This window comes from Microcystis panniformis FACHB-1757 (genome assembly GCF_001264245.1).
GTDB lineage: Bacteria > Cyanobacteriota > Cyanobacteriia > Cyanobacteriales > Microcystaceae > Microcystis > Microcystis panniformis.
This window is the reverse complement of record NZ_CP011339.1, coordinates 4435151-4454562: the sequence shown is the minus strand read 5'-3', so window position 1 is coordinate 4454562 and position 19412 is coordinate 4435151. Positions and strand designations below refer to the sequence as shown.

At 39.3% G+C, this 19412-nt stretch carries 9 protein-coding genes; all 9 read right to left on the bottom strand.

The genetic code is table 11. The annotated features are described in order from the left end of the window. Positions 1 to 53: 53 nt before the first annotated feature. Positions 54 to 224 (bottom strand): hypothetical protein, encoded by a 171-nt coding sequence (locus VL20_RS33140; protein WP_284525880.1) that lies wholly within the window; start codon positions 222 to 224, stop codon positions 54 to 56. Then, positions 221 to 1330, bottom strand: coding sequence for an NAD(P)/FAD-dependent oxidoreductase (locus VL20_RS21275; RefSeq protein WP_284525879.1), 1110 nt, complete (start codon positions 1328 to 1330; stop codon positions 221 to 223). The genes VL20_RS33140 and VL20_RS21275 overlap by 4 nt, the downstream gene beginning before the upstream one ends. 64 nt (positions 1331 to 1394) lie before the next feature. Then, the gene (locus VL20_RS21270) at positions 1395 to 2567 is read right to left on the bottom strand and encodes an MFS transporter (RefSeq protein WP_002761930.1); all 1173 of its coding nucleotides are present in this window, start codon (positions 2565 to 2567) and stop codon (positions 1395 to 1397) included. 35 nt (positions 2568 to 2602) lie between these two features. Then, entirely contained in the window at positions 2603 to 4177 is a 1575-nt protein-coding gene (locus VL20_RS21265) for a PfaD family polyunsaturated fatty acid/polyketide biosynthesis protein (protein WP_052277695.1), read from the bottom strand. Between the two features lie 145 nt (positions 4178 to 4322). After that, positions 4323 to 9326 carry a 3-hydroxyacyl-[acyl-carrier-protein] dehydratase FabA gene (locus VL20_RS21260; RefSeq protein ID WP_052277694.1) on the bottom strand — a complete coding sequence of 1668 codons (5004 nt, stop codon included), beginning with the start codon at positions 9324 to 9326 and terminating at the stop codon, positions 4323 to 4325. A gap of 45 nt (positions 9327 to 9371) precedes the next feature. Then, complete coding sequence (locus VL20_RS21255) at positions 9372 to 11129, bottom strand: SDR family NAD(P)-dependent oxidoreductase (RefSeq protein ID WP_052278538.1); 1758 nt, start codon at positions 11127 to 11129, stop codon at positions 9372 to 9374. 170 nt (positions 11130 to 11299) lie between these two features. Next, the gene (locus VL20_RS21250) at positions 11300 to 12019 is read right to left on the bottom strand and encodes a Rossmann-fold NAD(P)-binding domain-containing protein (RefSeq protein WP_052277693.1); all 720 of its coding nucleotides are present in this window, start codon (positions 12017 to 12019) and stop codon (positions 11300 to 11302) included. Positions 12020 to 12075: 56 nt separating this feature from the next. Continuing rightward, positions 12076 to 15897, bottom strand: coding sequence for a type I polyketide synthase (locus VL20_RS21245; RefSeq protein WP_052277692.1), 3822 nt, complete (start codon positions 15895 to 15897; stop codon positions 12076 to 12078). Positions 15898 to 16295: 398 nt separating this feature from the next. Then, on the bottom strand, positions 16296 to 19220 hold the full coding sequence (locus VL20_RS21240) for an amino acid adenylation domain-containing protein (protein ID WP_052277691.1): 2925 nt from the start codon (positions 19218 to 19220) through the stop codon (positions 16296 to 16298). Positions 19221 to 19412: the final 192 nt, after the last annotated feature.

The following is a 19412-nucleotide window of genomic DNA, read 5'->3' as shown; positions in this document are numbered from 1 at the left end:
AGAAAAATACTTGAGTATAGTTGCTGATTATTGATTCTGTATTTTGCCAAACATTATCCTTTTTTCAAATGTTCAACTAATTCAACCGCACAACCGATGCCACTTTCATGAAAGCCATAGGAATCAATGCCTCGTTTTTTGATGTGGAAATATGTCCCTGAGAAGTAAATAGGGCCAGTTTCATTGAGTTGATAAATTTGTTTTTGCGCCTCTAGAGTATTCATGTCATAAGCTGGATGTCGATACTTAAGAATGCGGATAATTTTATCTTCATCAATGGCGATGGGGGGGTATCTAAGGAAACAAAATAATCTTTCTTGGCGGTAAAATTATGTACTTTATTGGCATAATAAGTCACATAAGTATAAAGCTTTCCTTCTTTAGTTACTTGCCCATAATTCCAGGATTGCCATTTACTGCGATCGGGGTTCATAATAACTGGATCAGTGTGAACAGTTACGGCGGTTTCATTATACTTAAAACAGCCTAGTATGTTTTGTTCTAATTCAGTTGGTTCAGCAAGTATTCCTAACGCTTGATCAGCGTGAGTAGCCATAACCACCTTATCATAAACTTCTTCATCTGTGGTCGTTTTTATCGTTACTTTTCCGTCTTCTCTTTTTTTAACGGAAATCACTTCTTGCTCAGTGCGAATGGGTTTCTTTAAAGCATCTTTGACCCTTTCAACATAACGACTGCTTCCCCCTTTAACGGTTTGCCATTCGACCGTTTTTCCCCCTAAACCGCCTTGGTCATGAGTCATAAAAAAGCTGATAAAAGTTGAAGCGGGAAACTCCATTAATAAATCAGTAGGAATTGACCAAACGGCTGACCCCATTAGCATGACAAAGTTATCTCGAAAGGCTTGGCTATAGTTATTTTTATCTAGATATTCTTGCATAGAAATTCTCGTTTTTCCTTCCCAAAAATCAGCCCGTGCTTCTGAGAAAAAACGTTTAGCTTCTTGATAACAAGCGACTAATTCTGAAGGTTGCTGACGAGCGAATTCTTCCATCGGCAGTTCTAGATCTAGGGAATTAAACTGCATTCCAGTATCCAAATTATAAAAATTAAATCCGCCTAAATGATCTTGAGTCTCTGCTCCTAAATCAGCAAAAAATTTCATCAAGTTGGGATAATTAGGTTTATTACAAACCACAAAAGCCGTATCAAAAGAAATCCGTTGACCATCCTCATCCAAATCTAAGGTGTGAGCATGACCGCCGACACGACTACTTTTTTCATAGACATCAACCTCATATTGATCTTGAAGATAATAGGCGATGGGAGAGCCAGAAATACCCGAACCAATGATTGCTAATTTTTCCATGATTTTGTCCTTGAATAAATTGTGAATGGGGTTAATTAGTGTAGTTAAAATTCAAGAAACTTTCCTAACTATTCTCCGAAGAATGTTGATAGTCAGAATGGGACTTTTGGGACTGACTTAAACTCAGCAAAAATAAGACAAAAATGACTAACATTAATGAGAAGATATACCGAGTTCCCATCATGGTCATGACAATAGCTGATAGAATGGGACCGGCGGTACAACCTGCACTATAAATTGAGGTAAAGACAGCACTCCCAGAGGATAATTCATTAAGGGTAACGGTAGAACCAATCAGGGCTAATGATAAGGGAAAAATGGGACTCATTCCTACCCCAGAGACAAAAGCTAAAAAGGGGGTAATCATGGGATTTTCGATTAAAGATAAGCCAAAAACTGAAACAATTACAATAATTACACTACCGACTAAAACCTTAACTTTACCCATCTTATCGGCTAAATGAGTAATAGGAACGGTTGAAATTAATCCGCCTAAAATAAACAAGCCAAAGATTAAACCCATGCGCTCAATACCATAGTTTTGTTCGAGTAAAAAAAGTGGATAAAGAGAAACTAAGGTGGCAACACTGAAGCCATAAGCAAAAGCTCCTTGTAGGGGAAGTTTGAGCTTTTGAATAATGCTAAAATTGGGCTTTTGAAACTTAACCGTTTTCTCTGGTAATCCAAAAAAGACAACAACAATTCCACTTAAAATCAAGCCACTTCCTAATAAAAAAGTGATCTTAGGAGAAAGATTATAGGCGACTGCTCCCATAATCGGACCGATACCAAAACCTAAGCTAAAAGCTAAAGCATCTAAACCATTAACCATGGCTCGATTTTGATCATTACAAAAATAGTTAATAGCGGTTTGTCCAGAAATCAGATATAAACAACAGGCCAAACCCATAACGCCACGAATGATAAACCAAAGAGATAATTGAGTAGTAAAGGCAAATAGAGGTGCAGTTATTCCCATTAAAAGGAATCCTAACATCATGGTTTTTCTTAATCCAATTTGGCGAAGAATACTAGCCACAATTGGTGTTCCTGCGGCAATGACAAAAAAGTAAAGAGTAGAATTTGCCCCAATAACAATATTGTCGTAACCCTTTTCTTTCATAAGGGTAGAAACAAAGGGGTTAAATAACCCTAGGGAAATTCCCGATAAAAAGGCCACTAAATAAAGGGCGGGAAGTCCAACAGAAAAGGGAGAATTGGCATTTTTAGTCATCATGGGAAAATTCCAGCACAAGGTTCATAAGGGGGTTTTTAAAGAGGCGTGGGTCGATAAAAATGATAGGGAGACGGAAGATTAACCCCCTGTAACTTCAGACTTTGCAGACGATAGAGATAAGCTGCACCGCGCATGATATGAGTTGCTACATCCACCACTTGACGATTTTCGGAAAATTCTAAATAAGTTCCTCGAACCCAATCGTTAAATGAACCCATCGCCGGACCACACCAAATTTGATAATCCATTGTTCGTTGTGGCTGTCCACTGGTTGCCCAACGAGAAGAAAGCCCTAAATACCAGCGAAAAATTAAAGCCATTTTCCGTTTAGGATTATTATTTGCTCGTTCAATTTGTTCGGGATCTCGCTCTTGAAAATAAGCAAGGGTTTCTTGCCAAACGGCCTCTAATGGTTTTTGGAAAATTTGCTTTTCTATGGTTTGACGAACCTCGGTCGGAATGGCATCAATTCCCTCATAAGTTTGATACAAATCATATAATTTTTGCGCGCGCATGGGGAATAAACTTCCCCGTTTTAAGAGTTGAACTTTCACCCCCATTTCAAACATATCAGCACAAGGGGCCATTACCACATCGGCCATTGCTGCTTGGGCAAGTAATTGTTTGGTATGTTCAGATGTTCCCGCTTCAATACAAGCATGATTCACCGAACCTGTGATAATGTAACTCGCTCCCATCATAAAGGCCGCTAAGGCTGATTCTGGAGTACTAATCCCACCAGCAGCCCCCACTCTAATAGAACGCTCATACTGATATTGCTGTTGAATCTCATTGCGTAAGGCAATAATAGAAGGGAGAAGGCAAACCAAAGAACGATTATCTGTGTGACCACCAGAGTCAGCTTCAACGGTTATATCATCGGCTAAAGGAACTTTTTCAGCTAAAGTTGCTTGTAAGGCTGTAATTTGTCCCTGTTCAACTAAAGCTTTCAGCAGTTTAGGGGGAGCAGGTTTTAAGAATTTCTGAGCAACTTCGGTCCGAGAAATTTTGGCAATGATCTTATTTTGGGTTTCAATATCGCCTTGAGAATTTAGATGTAATCCTGATGCTCGGTAACGGACAATATGGGGGGTTAAATCCAGGTAAGCAGAGGCTTCAACAGTTCTTACCCCATATTTGAGGTAAAGTTCCACTGAACCCCGTTCTAGGGCTTCCTCTGAGGGGCTATGGATTAAATTGAAGGCATATCGTCCATTGGGTAAAGCTTCTTGAATGGTGTGAATGGCTTTTTCAACCCGTTGGGGAACTAACCCGGCTGCCCCAAAACTGGCTAAAAATCCCGCTTTTCCCAGAGAAATCACCAAATCTTCGGAAGCGATACCCCCGGCCATTGCACCCGCCCCATAAGCATAGTCTAAACCATGAAAGTCACAAAAAGCGCGATCGCCTAATTGTTGGGGTGATAGGGCATTAATCATGCTACGGGGCAGTATATCAGCATTAGGTTCGTGAGAAAGTCCTATCTGGTTATTTTTGACATATACATAACAAGGCTGCTCTAAATTGGCTAATTTTTCTCGAATTCCTTCACTATCAAAGGAGATAGATGGTTTAGGGGAGCTAGTAAGAGGGTTATGGCTAGTTAACATGGGGTTTATTTCTCCATTGTTGTTGACTTTAAACTGACGGAAAAGAAAGATGGGTGTTTACTATTCACTGGTAACTGGGGTTATCCCAATTCGATGGTTAATGCACTAACCGAGTAGTCGAGATACACTGGTCTCTGTTAACTGTTCACTCTTCACTGTCTAATAGACACAGGGCGATGTCTTTAATTTCGTAAATTCTTAAGTCTTCTTTCCAAAGACTGGCATCTCCGATAATTGTGATTACATCATCTTCGACTCGAATATCGGAAATATGCACTTCTAAAGACATTAAACGATTTTCGGGTGTAATTTGTCCTCGATATTTCCAGGTGATTTGATGATTAATGGCTTGACCAAAGCGAGGATTTTTGAAAGATTTGCCTAAGTCTAATTGCAGCGCATAAGTTTGCATAGCTTGAAGAATAGACTCAACGCCTAAGGCACCAGGCATCACGGAATCTTGATAGAAATGGAAGGGAAAATACCAATCTTCGGGAGTAATTGATTGGCTGGCATAAATATATCCTTTTTGATACTTACCCCCATCTTCAATTAGGAAAACTTTTTCGATAAAATCAAGATAATTTTGAGAAAGACGATAGTGGGGTTTTTCAGGATTTACTGAATAGAAGTTTTGGTGAGTTAAGGAATCTTGTAAATTAATTTCCTGTAGGGTTAAATCGGATAAATTATTCAGTTGATACCAAGGTTTAAGACGTTTTCCACCATCAAGTCCCACTTGATTCGCTAACACGGCTGTGCTAAAGTCTCCAAAGACCATATTTCCCCGATAAAAAGGCTCACCTTCACAAGATAACTCAAACTCAAACTTTTGAATAATTGCCCCTTGAATAGCGGTGGTAGAAAGGAGACGAACTTTATCCGTAATGGTTTTATTACGGAGGTCAATTTCTTTGAGAATTGTTCCCTGTCCATCCAAATTACGAAAATGAAGATCATCTTCTGGGAATAATAAAGTTGCTCCCATATAAACCCCTAAGAAAATACAAGGTTGACCGGCAATTTCAATATAAGTACAGTAGGGCAAAGTGGGATAGGCATTATGTTTATAAAACCAAGCATTTTCTTTGACATCAAATTCGGTAATAATTTCCGATGGTTTTTGCAATTCATGACGTTTACCTTCGATGTCTAATACCCGACTGACTAACTGAAACTCCCCGTTAGGTAAACGAACCGATTGACGATTTTCATAAATGTCAAATTCTGATCCCAAACAGGCAGCCACTGATCCTTTAGCAAAGGTTTTTAATTGGTTTTCATTAAATAAAACCGATGACTGTTTTGATAATTGGGAAATATGGGGGAATGTTCCTGACTCAATGGGTGGGAAAATACTGGGAATGGTGTCTGTTTTTTCTACCAGTTGAACACCAATATTTTTAATAGTAGCAATGGTTTTTCCGCCAAAAATAACATCCACATTAGCCAGAAGATAAGGTTGAGGAGAAAGTCCAATTTCTAACACCTCCATTTGATACATTAAAGTTCCATGTTGGGGAGTCACTTGTCCCCGAAAACGGGCTGCTTGGGTTTGATTAGGAATCACCTGAAAACGAGCATCTTTCCTGTGAGTTTGTAACCCTAACCATAAACAATAAAATTGCACCAGTTGGATACTTCCTTCAATCATTAAATTCCCCGGTAAAGTGGGGTCATTTTTAAAATGACAAGAATAATACCAGTCCTCAGGAGTGATCTGTTTTGCTCCCACTGCTAACCCTAGTCCAGCTATTCCTCCTTGAGGATTTACCATCATCACTTTCTCTAACATTAAGAGTTTTTCTGGGGGTAATCTGAGGGAAGAATTTAAGCCATTTTGTTGATAGTTTTTCCCTAAACAAGCCTCAATATTGCCTTGACTTAGATTAAGAAGTTCTTCTTTTTTAAAGAATGACTTAGAACAAGTTAAAAGAGGAGTAAACTGTTGTCTTTTAATCAAGTTTCTTTCTTTTTCTTCAGCCTCTTTTAGCACAATTCCCTGTCCTTTTTCTAATTCTTCATCAGAAAAGAGTCCAGCACAACCGTCATGAAGTTTCATCCAAACTTGATCCCCAATTAACACCTCTCCTTGGAAGAAAATTAATAAGCTATCATCAGTTTTAACCGAAGAGGTGATCTTAACTCGACACCGTAACAACTTAACATTTTCAGGTTGTTCAAATAAGAAGGTTGCAGATAAATCTAATAAACGGAAAGAGCGTTTTCCTTGATTTTCAAAATCTGTCCCGATATAACTTAATAGCATCAGGAGTCCGTGGCCGGCTTCTTTACAAATTCCTACCGTTAATTGACCATCTACTGCATACCAAGCATCTTCTGGTACATCATATTCTGTTTCGATGAAACCTGATTTATAATCACCTAATTTTCCTTCTAATTGAGTCACCCGACTGACGAACAAAAAGGGAGGAGACGGCATTCTGACTCGTTGGGTATAATGATCAATGGGTTCATATTCTTGACCAAAAACCTTAGAGACTTTACCTTCAATAAATTCGAGGATCTCAGGTTGATCAAATAAACAAGGTCTAACGGTTTTAGGATGAGAAGAAATAACGCTTGTTCTTAAATGATCAACTGTAGAAATGGTTGGAACTTGTGAAAGAGTTTGAGTAGAAGAAGCGACTAAAGCAGCGACTTTTTGAGAAGCAGTATTTTCTCGAATAATTGAATTTTGTTGATCGGTTTGGGGTTCAATATTAGCTTTGGGTGCTGTGGTTAACACTGTCTTAAAAATCGCCTCTAAGGTTTCTGCTTCATCTGTTAAATAAAGAGGGGATAAGTCTAGTTCTACCCCATGACTGACTAATTGTGCTAACATCTTAATAATGGTCGCTAAATCATCAGCACCTCGACGATTAATACACAATGCAAGATGCTCTTTTTGACCAAGAGTTTCCGATATCCAACGAGAACAACTTCCTCCTGATCCTAATTCTAGAAAAATTTTCACCCCGTCTTGATAAGTGCGTTCAATTAAGCGAGGAAAATCTAACATTTGACACATTCCTTGACTTAAATGCTCACCAATTTTCTCTTGTTCTAAGGCCAGAGAATCATAATGAGAAGAGGAATAAAAAATAGTATCAGGTGGTGTTCCTATTGTCACCGTATTTAGCTTAAGAAACTCATTGTATTCTGATTGCATAACTTCACAATGTAAAACCATATCAGAAGGCGAACGAAACCGATCACATTGTAATTTTTCAATCACCCGTAAACAACCTTGAGAATCTCCTGCGATCGCAACTTCTTGAGGGGTATTAATATGGGTTAAATAAACCTTACTTTCTGTTTTTAAACATTCTTGAACTGCTTCAGCTGTAGCCATTAAAACATAACTACTCCATGAATTTTCATCTATCGGTTGACCCCAAGATTCTGCAACGGCTTGTTTAGCTCCCATTAAACGGGTTTTAAATAGGGGAGAAGAATGAACAAATCGACTTCCTTGATCCGCATTTGGCCAGACTCCTAATGAATACATCATGGTACTTTCTCCCATGCTATAACCGAAGGCAGCATCAGGTTTAATTTTAAAATATTTCTGCATAATTTCGGTGAATAAAACCGCAAAACCCGTTCCCGTTTCTAAGAGAGATAAAGGGTTAGCAATGAATTGAGTTTCTAGGGTTTCTAAGTCTTGTTTAGAAAGGGGAGATTGACGGCGAGGATAAAGAGAGTTTGCTTGAAAAAAGGTAGCAGGATCACTAATTAAACTCTCTGCTCTCTCCCATAATTTAGGGAATAATTGAAAAAGATTTCTTCCCATTCCTAAATAGGAGTTAAACGCACCAGGATAAACAAAAGCGACTTTACCCACTTTTCCTAACCGTTTAGGGGTAAAATAACTTCCTTGGGGACTTTTCCACGGCTTTCCTGTATGAAAGGCTTTATCAATTCCTTTTTTAGCCTGTTTAATTTCCTTTTGCAAAGCTTCTTTGTTATTCCCAACAATTGCTACAACATAAGGAGACTGAGAATTCTGTTGAAACTGAATAAAATTCTCTTTGGCAAGATGGGGTAAGGAGAAACTGTTTTCAATACTATGGGTTAAGTTATCAAGCTGACTTTGTAAAGATGAACTATCATTTCCAGCGAGGGGAAATAGATAAAATGGTGCATAGGGTAAATAGCCATTATTGGGTGTACTTTGAGGAGTTGCTTCCGATAAAATTAAATGACTATAAGTATTATTTTGATTGACTAAATTAAGCGCAGCATAGCGTTTTTCTTGTCCTTTTTCAAGAAACCAAGGAAGTGATACATCAGGTAGATAAAAAGAACTATTTTGCCATTCTTGAGTAAGATTAGAAGTTAACAGTTGAGCGGAAGCAGGAAGATAACGATTTTTTAAGCAAAGTGCTGTTTTAATTAAGCTAATTAAATCTTCAGTTATCCCTAAGTTATTATTATTCTCTTGGACTGTTCCAACTGCACAAGTTAGGTTATTATGATTAGCATAATAAGCTTCTAATAACCCTTGATCTATCTCTCTTGAGGAAACAGCTAAATAACCAATATTTGAGGGGTGAATCTTAGCATTTTTAAATGCTTGCTGACAACTTTGTTTAATCGCAACTGATGGAGAAGATAAGGGGTTAACTATTTTACTAAAGCTATCAATAATCCCGTAAAAAAGCGTATTATTGTTGTTGGGGATTGTTTCATAATCTTTGAGGATTAAAGCTCCGCCAATAATAGACTCACAATTCCTATTAAGCGCACTAATAATAACTGTATCAACTTCTTTGGCGGTTAAGAGAATTTGGGCTAATTCGAGAGACTTTAATAAAGAATCAGATCCTTGGGTTAATTGAAAGGGAACAATGGAACAATTCCATAATCTTTCCAATTGATAACTAATATTTTTAAGCTCAGTTTCTTGATTGTTGCTAATATTATTAGCAGTAATTAAAGCGACTTTTTTTCCTATCTTACAAGTACAATCTTTTAACCCTTGATCAGACATCTTTGATAAGATAGACCAAGAATGATCACTAATCGGTTTGTTAGAATAATCAAGGGAGTTTCCTTGATAAATTAAAGCTGATAGTTGTTGACTGGTTAACAGTTGATTAAAGAAGCCACTTAGTCCAGCGATCGCTAATTTGGAAGGTTTCATAATATCTCCTGTGAAAATGTAAATAGGGTATCAATTGAGAAAAAATTACAAGCAAACAGTATTCGATGAATTCACCGTATTGTTAAGAAACAAAACATTAAGACAAGAACTCAAAGTAACCTCCATATTATTTGCTTCTAAATAAATTTTCCCTTGAGAATTATAAGCAAGTGCATTAGCAATTACCTTAGTATCACTATGTTCATTAATGGATAATTTGATCCAAAATTCTTGATTAAAAGGGAGGGAACTAAACTGCTCAAGCTCATTTAGTTTTAGGGGTAAACTACCAGAATTGTAGTGTTTTCTGACCCAAACTAAAAGACATTGAAACAAGAGATCAGCCGTATAAGAATTAAAGGATTGAACACTAAACTGTCCTTGATCTTGTGCAGAAATTCGAGGTAAGTAACAGTTAAAAACAAGTTCGTTTTTATTAATTTCTAAGATTTTCTTAATTCCTTGAAATCTGGGCTGATGAAAAAGAACTCCTGCTTGATAGGGTTGTAAATTAAGGAAAGATTCCGTAACAGTCTGAATACTTTCCTCAAGTTTTCTCTCAGCTATTACTTGTTTAGTAATATTAATAATCCCCCGATAATGATAAAGGGGAATTCCTTTAGCGGTTTCACTCCAAATTAAGGCTTCAAATTTAATTTCATCTTCTGTTTTATCAACTTCAGTCAGATCCAAACAATACAAATTAGCTAAACTTTTATCAAAGACAACTCCTTTAAGCACCTGATAGTTATGACAACTTAAAAAACGATATCCTTGATAAAGTTGTTCGCAACTATTAGTGATCCATGCTAAGGCACACATCGCGGGTAAAACTGCATTTCCCCCGATGACATGATCATAAACGAAAGGGTTTCCTCGTAACGTCAACCGACGATATAAACGGTAACTATGCTTTTGCGGTGTAACCAGTTTAGGAGAAGGAGAAATAGGGTTACTCATCACAATAATTTGAGGGGTTTTAGCTTGAGTTTTGGTTAATTCTTCTGCTAACATTTGCGCCCCTGTTTGTTGAGGAATAACCTTAATATTTTGCTGCTCAAACAACTGTTTAAGCTGTGGTGTCACCATTCCCCCATCCCAAGGACCCCACCCAATAGAAACCACATGACATTTAGGATATTTTTGTTGAAGTAAATAAGCATACTTGTTCAAAATTTCGTTAGCTAAAGAATAGTCAGATTGACCGATATTGCCATAAAATGAAACAAAAGAAGAAAATAAGGCAATAAATTTTAATCGGTTAACTTCTAGGGAACCTAATAAACTATTTAACCCATCAATTTTGACACTATAAACCTTATCGAAATCCTGTTCAGTTTTGTTTTCAATTAATTTATCTGCTAACGTTCCCGCACCATGAATAATGCCCGTAATCTCTCCCCAACGTTGAATAATCGGTCTTAAAGTTGCTTTTACTTGCTGTGAATCGGTAACATTAACACTGCAATACTCGGCTTTTCCTCCTACTTTTTCAATCTCTGATAAGGTTTGCTTAATTTCCCGACTTTGACAGAGTTGTTGATACAGTGCTTGAACTTTTTTCGGAGTTGGTTTTTCATTTTGAGTTGCTAAATGTTGCATAATTTGCCTCTTTAACTCAGATTCATCTTGACAAGAAAGACTCCATTCAGGTTCAGGATCTAAAATTTGCGAACGACCTAATAAAATAAATTTACAATGATATTGTTGCGCCAAATAGATAACGCATTGAGCCGTAATTCCTCGGCCACCACCACTGACAATAACCACCGAAGATGAATTAAGTTGAGTATCATTAATCATGGGGAACATACCGTGTTAGTTGATAATTGATAGTTGATAGTTGATATTTAATAGTTAGTATATATTAGCTAAAAATCAGAATTTATACCGTAATTTATTTGAATAAATATAATTCTGTAGGGGCGCAATGCTCGCGCCCAGCTAATTTTATTCTAACTATTAACTTTTCCCTAATTACTGCTCAAAGAAGCTAATTCACAAGTCAAAGTCATTCGACCTTTTGGGGTATAACCCACCTCTTGAATTAAGCTATTAGGATCATGCAATTCAGCTAAAACAATTTGAGCCGTTGTCATTTCATCTAAGTCGGGACTAATATCTAGAGCGCGACAGAAGACCGATTCCCACTCTAGATTTAAGGTTTTCGTTAAGCCAAATAAACCGCCACTAATAGGGCTAAATTCTCGTTTTCCACTGAGACCAAATTCTCCATCTAAACGGGTTAAGCTGAGAAAACAACTGCGTCCTTGACTGGCCGCTTGCGTCAGAGAAGATTTAAGATGTTTGGCTAGTAAAAACACTTGTTTAACAATCGCTTGATCGGTGTTAATTGAAGTCTCTTGATCTTGATTAAACCCCTGAGAGAGAGGATGTAAATGAATAAATGTGCCGATCAGTCCACAAGTTTTAAATATATCTCCCAATTGTGCTTGTAAATGTTCTTCACTTAAATGATTGAGAACAAAATGTCGAACCCCCGCAGGAAGAGAAGAACGCACAGGAATAAGGAATTGAGGGAAACTGAGAACCACAACTTGCCAGCCTTGGTTTAGCAAACTTTGAGCAACTTGGGCAGTAGTAGATGAACCATCATCGGTCACCAAACAGGTTTGATCAGGGGTTGAGGGAAAATCCCAATAATCTGGTGCAGCAAGGGGCTTCAGTTTCATTTGATAACGTCCAATATCACCGTGTTTTCGATGGTTAGACTGGGTAGAGGTAACAACTAAGCTATTTTTTTTTCTGTCACCATCATTTTCTCCCTCAAGTACTGAACAATGTGGGCTAGGGTACGTTTTTCTGCTAACGCTTCAGGGCTAAGTTTGGGCAACCCAGAGAAAGCTTCTTGCAGACTTCCCATGATTTCTACCCGTTTGATCGAGTCAATGCCTAAATCTGCCTCTAAATCCATTTCTAATTCCAACATTTCCGTAGGATAGCCTGTTTTTTCACTGACAACCTCTAATAAGGCTTGACTTAGTGCATCATCTTGAATGGAGTCTAAAGAAGGTTCGCTCACTTCTGACACAGGTTCAGGTATAGAGATGGCTGCAATGGGTTGACGAGGTTCTAAGTAGTTGACAATGGGGGAAATGTGAACAGGTTCAGGTTCGGGAGTCGGTAAGGGTTGAGGTGCAGTGTTTAAAGGTTGAGGTTCTGGAGTCCGTAAGGGCTGAGGTTCAGACTTAAAAGGGGTAGGATCAGGAAAACTAACAGAGGAAACCTCTGAATTTGGCCGATCAAATTTTGAATTCTCCGAAGAAGCAGCAGGAGTAGAGAGTTCGTCAATTTGAGCAACTACTGTCATCTCTTTTTGTTTTAATAACTGCAACACTGATTGAAAACTCTGGGATTGATGTTTAATGTACTCTTCGTGAACCTTGGCAAGACTCTGTTGATATTGGTAGAATGCTTGTAAAATAGGGTTGATGTTGTTAGAAATAGCGTTGTTCATAGTCATGGTTACAGTTTGATCTTGAGAAACAATAGATAAATTGAGTGTTGGAATTTCCTCTGAAAGAGGCTGAGAATCAGAAGGATAAGGGTTGACGGAAGGAATAGAGGCTAAAATTTCCTCGTTTTCCGACCCTTTCACTTCCTCACACTTAGATTCAACCGTTTGGGAATCAACTGACGGTTCTATTTCCGCAGGTGAATCAGGTTGTAATGCAGCTCCGATCAAAGCTTTGGTTTTATCGCTGATGTAGTTGGTTGCATTCAGCTTCAGGATCATACCTTTGCGTTTGCTTGAGGAATTCTTCACCGTCAAAGCTGCATTTTCCGGATCGTTTAACGGTAAACCTAAAACTCGAAGCTGCATTACTCCTTGTGACAGTTGAACATCACTGTCCTTTTGCCGACTGGGGTTGAGCGCAATGGCCAGATGAGGGCGATCGCCTAAGATCTGTTTAACTAAGTTAGTCAGAATTTGGCGCGGTCCAATTTCCACAAAGCAATATCCGCCTTGAGCATAAATATTTTCAATTTGTTGGACAAACTGAACCGAATTCAACAACTGAGCTTCTAAAAGCTGACGCATCCCCGATAAATCTTTGGGATAAGGGGCTGCCGTCACATTAGCGTAAACCGGAAGTTGGGGCGCATGAAACGTCACTTGATCCAACGCTTTCCCAAAGGGTTGACTAGCATGACGTACTAGAGAAGTATGAAAAGCAGCAGACACGGGTAAAGGCGTAACCTGATAGCCTTGAGAGCTTAAAATCTTCTCAATAGTGGCAATTTCTGAGGCTAATCCCGATAATACCACCTGTTCAGGTGCATTATAGTTAGCAATCTGCACATTGGCCATTCCTTCAACCCATTGCGCTATCTGAGATACTTTCCCCGTCACCGCTAACATCGCCCCTTGAGGGGTGGCTCCTTTCGGTGCGGCCATGGCCTGGCCTCTAGCTTGGATCAAGTAATAATAATCGTCGTCGGTGAAAACGCCTGCGGCCCAGAGTGCGGTTAATTCCCCAAAACTGTGACCGGCCACAAAATTTGGCTTAAATCCCGTCTTTTGCAACGTTTTATACAGTCCTACACTGAAAGCCCCGATCGCAGGTTGAGCATTTTCCGTCCGTTGCAGTAAAGAGGTTTGCCGTTTTTCGTCCACCTCGTTAAAGGTAGGAATCGGAAATACTCCTGCTGAAAGGGGCGTTAAACCCGCTTTAGCTCTCAATATGTCCAATTTTTGATAAGCGGTTTGGATTTCTGGCAAATTTAGGGCAATTTCTCGACCCATATTCAGGTATTGAGAACCTTGGCCGGGGAACAATGCTACGACTTTTCCCTCCAGTAATAACCCCGTCTTACGGTAATAAATACCTTGGGGATGTTCCCATGCCTCTGCTTGAGGCTGTTTTTGCAACTGTTTAACGGCTGCTTGCAGTAATTTAATAGCTTCAGCCAAGGAAGTCGCAACAAAGCCCACTCTAGCAACCTTTAAGGGAAGTTGAGCCGATTTGCTTTGATTTTGTAGTTCAATATAAACTTGTGACCCTTGAAGAGATTGCAACTGTTCTAGAGCTTTTTGACAAGTTTGTCTTAATTCTTCGGGATTTTGACCCCAGAGTAAAATTGATTGGGGACGATGATGAATTCGATTTTCTCCTTGGGGTAATTTGGGCGTATATTCTTCTAACACCACATGATAATCAGTTCCCCCAAAGCCAAAGGAACTAACCCCGGCTCGTCTCGGTGTCTCTCCTTTGGGCAACCAAGGACGGGTTTCAGTGTTGAGATAAAAAGGCGAGTCTTCAATCTTAAATTTAGGGTTGGGTTCGGTAATATTAATGGTAGCAGGAAGAATTTTATGATGTAAGGCCAAAGTCGTTTTAATTAAACTTGCAGCACCCGCCGCCGCCTTGGTATGACCAATTTGAGATTTGACACTACCCAGAGCAATCGTTTGCTTTTCTGGGTTATTTTCGCTAAAAACCTCATTCAGGGCTGTAAATTCACAAAAATCTCCTGCTGGTGTTCCAGTACCATGGGCTTCAACTAACCCCAAGGTAGCGGGAGAAAATCCCGCCTCTTGATAGGCGCGCCGTAAGGATCTAACTTGACCTTCAGGACGCGGTGCATAGATACTTTTAAAACGACCATCACTAGCAGTCCCGATGCCTTTAATCACTGCATAGATGCGATCTCCGTCTCGTTCTGCATCCTCAAGCCGTTTAATCACCAGCATTCCCAATCCTTCCCCTACCATCATGCCATCGGAGGTAGCATCAAAGGGATTGAGACAATCTTTCTTAGAAAAAGCTGGAGTTTTGCTAAAACACATATAGTTAAGGATGGAATTATCCGTGTCAAAGCCCCCTGTAAGCATCATGTCACAACGGCCTTCGATTAATTCACTGATCGCCATTTTTAAAGCACTTAAGGAACTCGCACAGGCTGCATCCACCACACAATTAGTTCCTCCTAAATCAAAGCGATTAGTAATACGACCCGCTACGACGTTTGGTAACATACCGGGGAAAGAATTTTCCTGCCAAGGCACATAGGCTGCCTTCATGTTTTCGATAATTTTGTCGGTTTGTTCTTGAGATAAACCACTTTTTTGGCAGATTTTCTTCCAGAGAGGATATTGCAGACGACTGGTTAAGGGAGTAATGCTTTTCCAGAGGCCGCTTCCTCCTAAAATAACCCCTGTTGTTTCTCGATTAAACTCTTTTCCTTGGTTATAACCCGCATCTTCTAAAGCTTGTTTAGCCATCACTAAACCAAGTAAATGAGCCGAATCTAAAGCTTCTAACGTATCAGGTGGCAGACCAAATTCTAAGGGGTCAAAATCAATTTTTGGCAAAAAGCCCCCCCATTTACCATAGGTCTTATCTGGTGCTTTCGGGTCTGGATCATAGTAATCTTCTAAATTCCAGGCGCTTTCTGGCACTTCAGTGATTCCATTCACTTTACCGAGAATATTTTCCCAATATTCCTGTAAATTTTTGGCTTTAGCAAATAAGGCCGACATTCCAATAATAGCGATCGGTGTTTTTTGTAAAGCAGTTAGGCTAGAGGTTGAGGATTGAGCAGACATTGTAGGTGTGTTCTCCAATCAATAATATAGCAGTCTGTAGAGACAACGAATAGTTCTTAAAGAATGAACAAAGAATTGTTTGATTCCCTTTAGCTTCAGTTTAGGCAGAGTTCCAAGTTTATACAATGGATGATCTACTCTCACAAATGGATGATTTTTAGTAAGCGTTCGGGGGGGGAAAAATCTGGTAACTAGAGCAGTCCATCACGCTCTTGGTGACGCCAATTCAAGTCTGAATTGCATCCCTGTCTGATCTACCTTTGGGGAATACCTCATTCGGGGTACGATAGTCAAGACATTTTCGAGGTAGCACTTTTGCCAAAGTATTCTCCTGACTTAATCAAACGGATTTAATATGAGTCAATGCCACGGACTGCTTGACACTCCCCCCTGAAAGGTTAGGAATCAGCAACACCAATAGGCACTAATTCCTCAAGAAGAATGAGGTAATCTTGTCCGATTTTTTCAATGGTCGTAGGAAGATGGAAATTACGAGAATATTCAATTCTTATCTCTAACTGACCATCTATGATTAGGAAAAAGAATTCAATCAATGTGGTACGTTTTTGATCCAGTGGCGATAAACGACAATCGCGCTCGCCATAAACAAACTCAAACAAGTCAGAGAGAGGAACCGAACGATTTCCCAGATAATTAGCCCTTACTGGGGTTAAATTACTATCAGGATAGAGATATTCAGGTAAAGACTCACCTATCCAATCATAAGTTACGCCATTCATTGGTAAGCTTTCAAACTGCTCATTGATGGTACTGATAGTTTTTTGCCAAGTCGTAGAAGTGGATAAATTAATGCCTATGGGAAAATTTACAGCATAATTGCCCATACTTTCCATAAAAGACTGACCTTCGCCTAAATCTCGCCCATGACTACGATGACTGATAACCACCTGTTTGCGTTGACTCCAATCACCTAATAAACGGTATAAAGGAGCAAGGAGAATAGGATAAAAGTTAGACTGATAATAAACCTTGCCTTGGCTTAATAACTGTTTAGTTTGCGCTTTACTTAGGACAAATCGCGCACTTTCGGCAGAAGCTTCAATATTTGGGCCTTTGACATGATCGACGGGGACTTCAAAGCGACTCTCTGCATCAGGAAATTGTTCCTTCCAATAATTCAAGTGTTCGTTCATTGTTCCTTTTTTCTCCTCATCCCTCAAGACTTGCACAAAATCTAAGTAAGACTGAGGATTAGGGTTAGGAAAAGTCGGCTCACTTCCTACCAATAATTGATGATAGGCACTCCAAAGTTCCTTAAACAAGAGGGTTGCACTTAACATATCAGCAATGATGTGGTGAGCGACCATCGTAATATCGTAGCAATAGGGACTAACTTTAACGACAAGAGTGGCAGTGAGTGGCCAACGGTCAATCTGGATTTTTTTAGCTAAATCTGACATTTGAGCTTGAATTTTAGCATTACGTTCTGCTTCTGTTAAGTGGCTTCCATCCCAATACTCTGCCAGGATAGGTTGAGGATCATTGATCAAGTATTGCTGCCATTTACCTTGATTTTGTAGGCAAACCGTCCGAAAAGCTTCATGACGTTGCACCAAAAGATTAGCAGCTTGATTGAAAATATCAAGATTCAAAGACTGATGATAGAGAAAACGAGTATAACCGAACCATTGATAGGGAGGTTCAAAATAGTTGACTAACCAACGTTGTGCCGGTCCAAGGGGGACAAGAGAAGGAGTAGGGGGAGCAGCGGGAGGAGCAAGTAATTCGGCGGCTAATGCTTTACGGTCTAACTTTCCGTTATGATTCTTAGCAAGTTGTGGAAACCAAGCGAATCGTTGAGGAATCATGTAATGGGGGAGTTTTTGTTCTAAATGTGCTTTGAGAACTCGGTTTTTGATTTTATCCCCCGATAAACAAGCAATTAATCGTTTTTGTCCTTCACCGTAATCAATAGCTAAAACGGCGGCCTCGCGGACATTGGGATGAGTGGTTAAGATGCTCTCAATTTCCCCTAATTCAATGCGAAAACCCCGAATTTTGACCATATTATCGATACGTCCATGATATTCCAGCGTACCATCGGGTAATTCCTTGACTAGATCACCTGTCCGATAAATATAGTCACCAGAGACATCAGAAAAAGGATTAGAACAGAACGCTTTAGCGGTTTTTTCAGGATCTTTGAGGTATCCTAACGCTAATTGTACGCCACCAAGCCAAAGTTCTCCCATTTCCCCTTGTTTAACAGGTTGCATCTGATCATCCAACACTTTGAGATAGACATTATCGATCGCTTTTCCGATGGGAATTTGGCTGCTGGTGCGTTCGTCAGGACGTTCTGTAATAATATGGTAAGTCACATCAATGGAGGCTTCTGTCGGTCCATAAAGATTGGCTAAACCTGTCTTTAATCCATAACAATCAAGCCATTTTTGGATAAAAGACATGGGTAAAGCTTCCCCACTAAAGATTAACCAGCGTAAATCAGGAAATGTCCAAGATTCGTTTTCAATCGCACTGATAAATTCCCCAAAGAGGGAGGGAACAAAGTGCATTACATTAATTTTAGTCTTTTTAATCCAGGCAGCAAATTCCCAAGGATTTAAGACTACTTCGCGTTTGACGGGACATATTGTTGCACCTTCCATTAACGTCCAGAAAATTTCCCATACGGAAATATCGAAACAAAAAGAGGTGCGTTGTGCGATGCGATCGCCTGGTTTCAGGGAAAATGTTTTTTGCATCCATTCTAGACGATTCATATAACCGCGATGGTTTAACATTACCCCTTTTGGCCGTCCTGTTGATCCAGACGTATAAAGAATTACCATTAAATCCTCAGGACGATTACAAAGATTTATGGATTCTTTACTGTGTTTTTGCCAGATAGAAGTGGTAATCTGAGTTAAATCATTAATTTTGTTTAATCTTTCTCCTTCATCTAAAAAGAGGACGGTTTGCAAGGGTAAAGGTTCTGTCACACAAGAAATTAACTGTTCACTTACTTGATGTTCGGTAAGTAAGATCTCGATAGTGGCATGATGAAGAATATAACGCAATCTTTCGACGGGATAATCGGGATCTAAGGGTACATAACAGCCACCGGCTTTCAGAATTCCCAAAATACCAACGATCATGCGTGGATTTCGTTCCGTCATAATTCCAACTCTGGTATTGGGGTTAACACCTTGAGTCTGTAAATAAGCAGCAACTTGATTAGAAAGATGGTCTAATTGTTGATAAGTTAGGGGACAAGCCTCATCTAAAACAGCGATCGCATCAGGGGTTAATTGTGCTTGTTTAATAATTTTATAGTAGGGAATTTCGGGGGAAAAAGCCATAAGAATAATCCTCTATTAGATGTTAGGTGGTAGGGGCGCAAAGCCTGCGCCCATTGGTTTTTTAGCAGGTAGCCATTAAGGACTAATTACGAACCTTCGCTGATTGAGGTATAGCTGGACAAAAAAAGTTCAGAATATCATAAATATTTGTGGATTCCTATCTAAGTAGAAATGACATATTTTTGTTTTTCC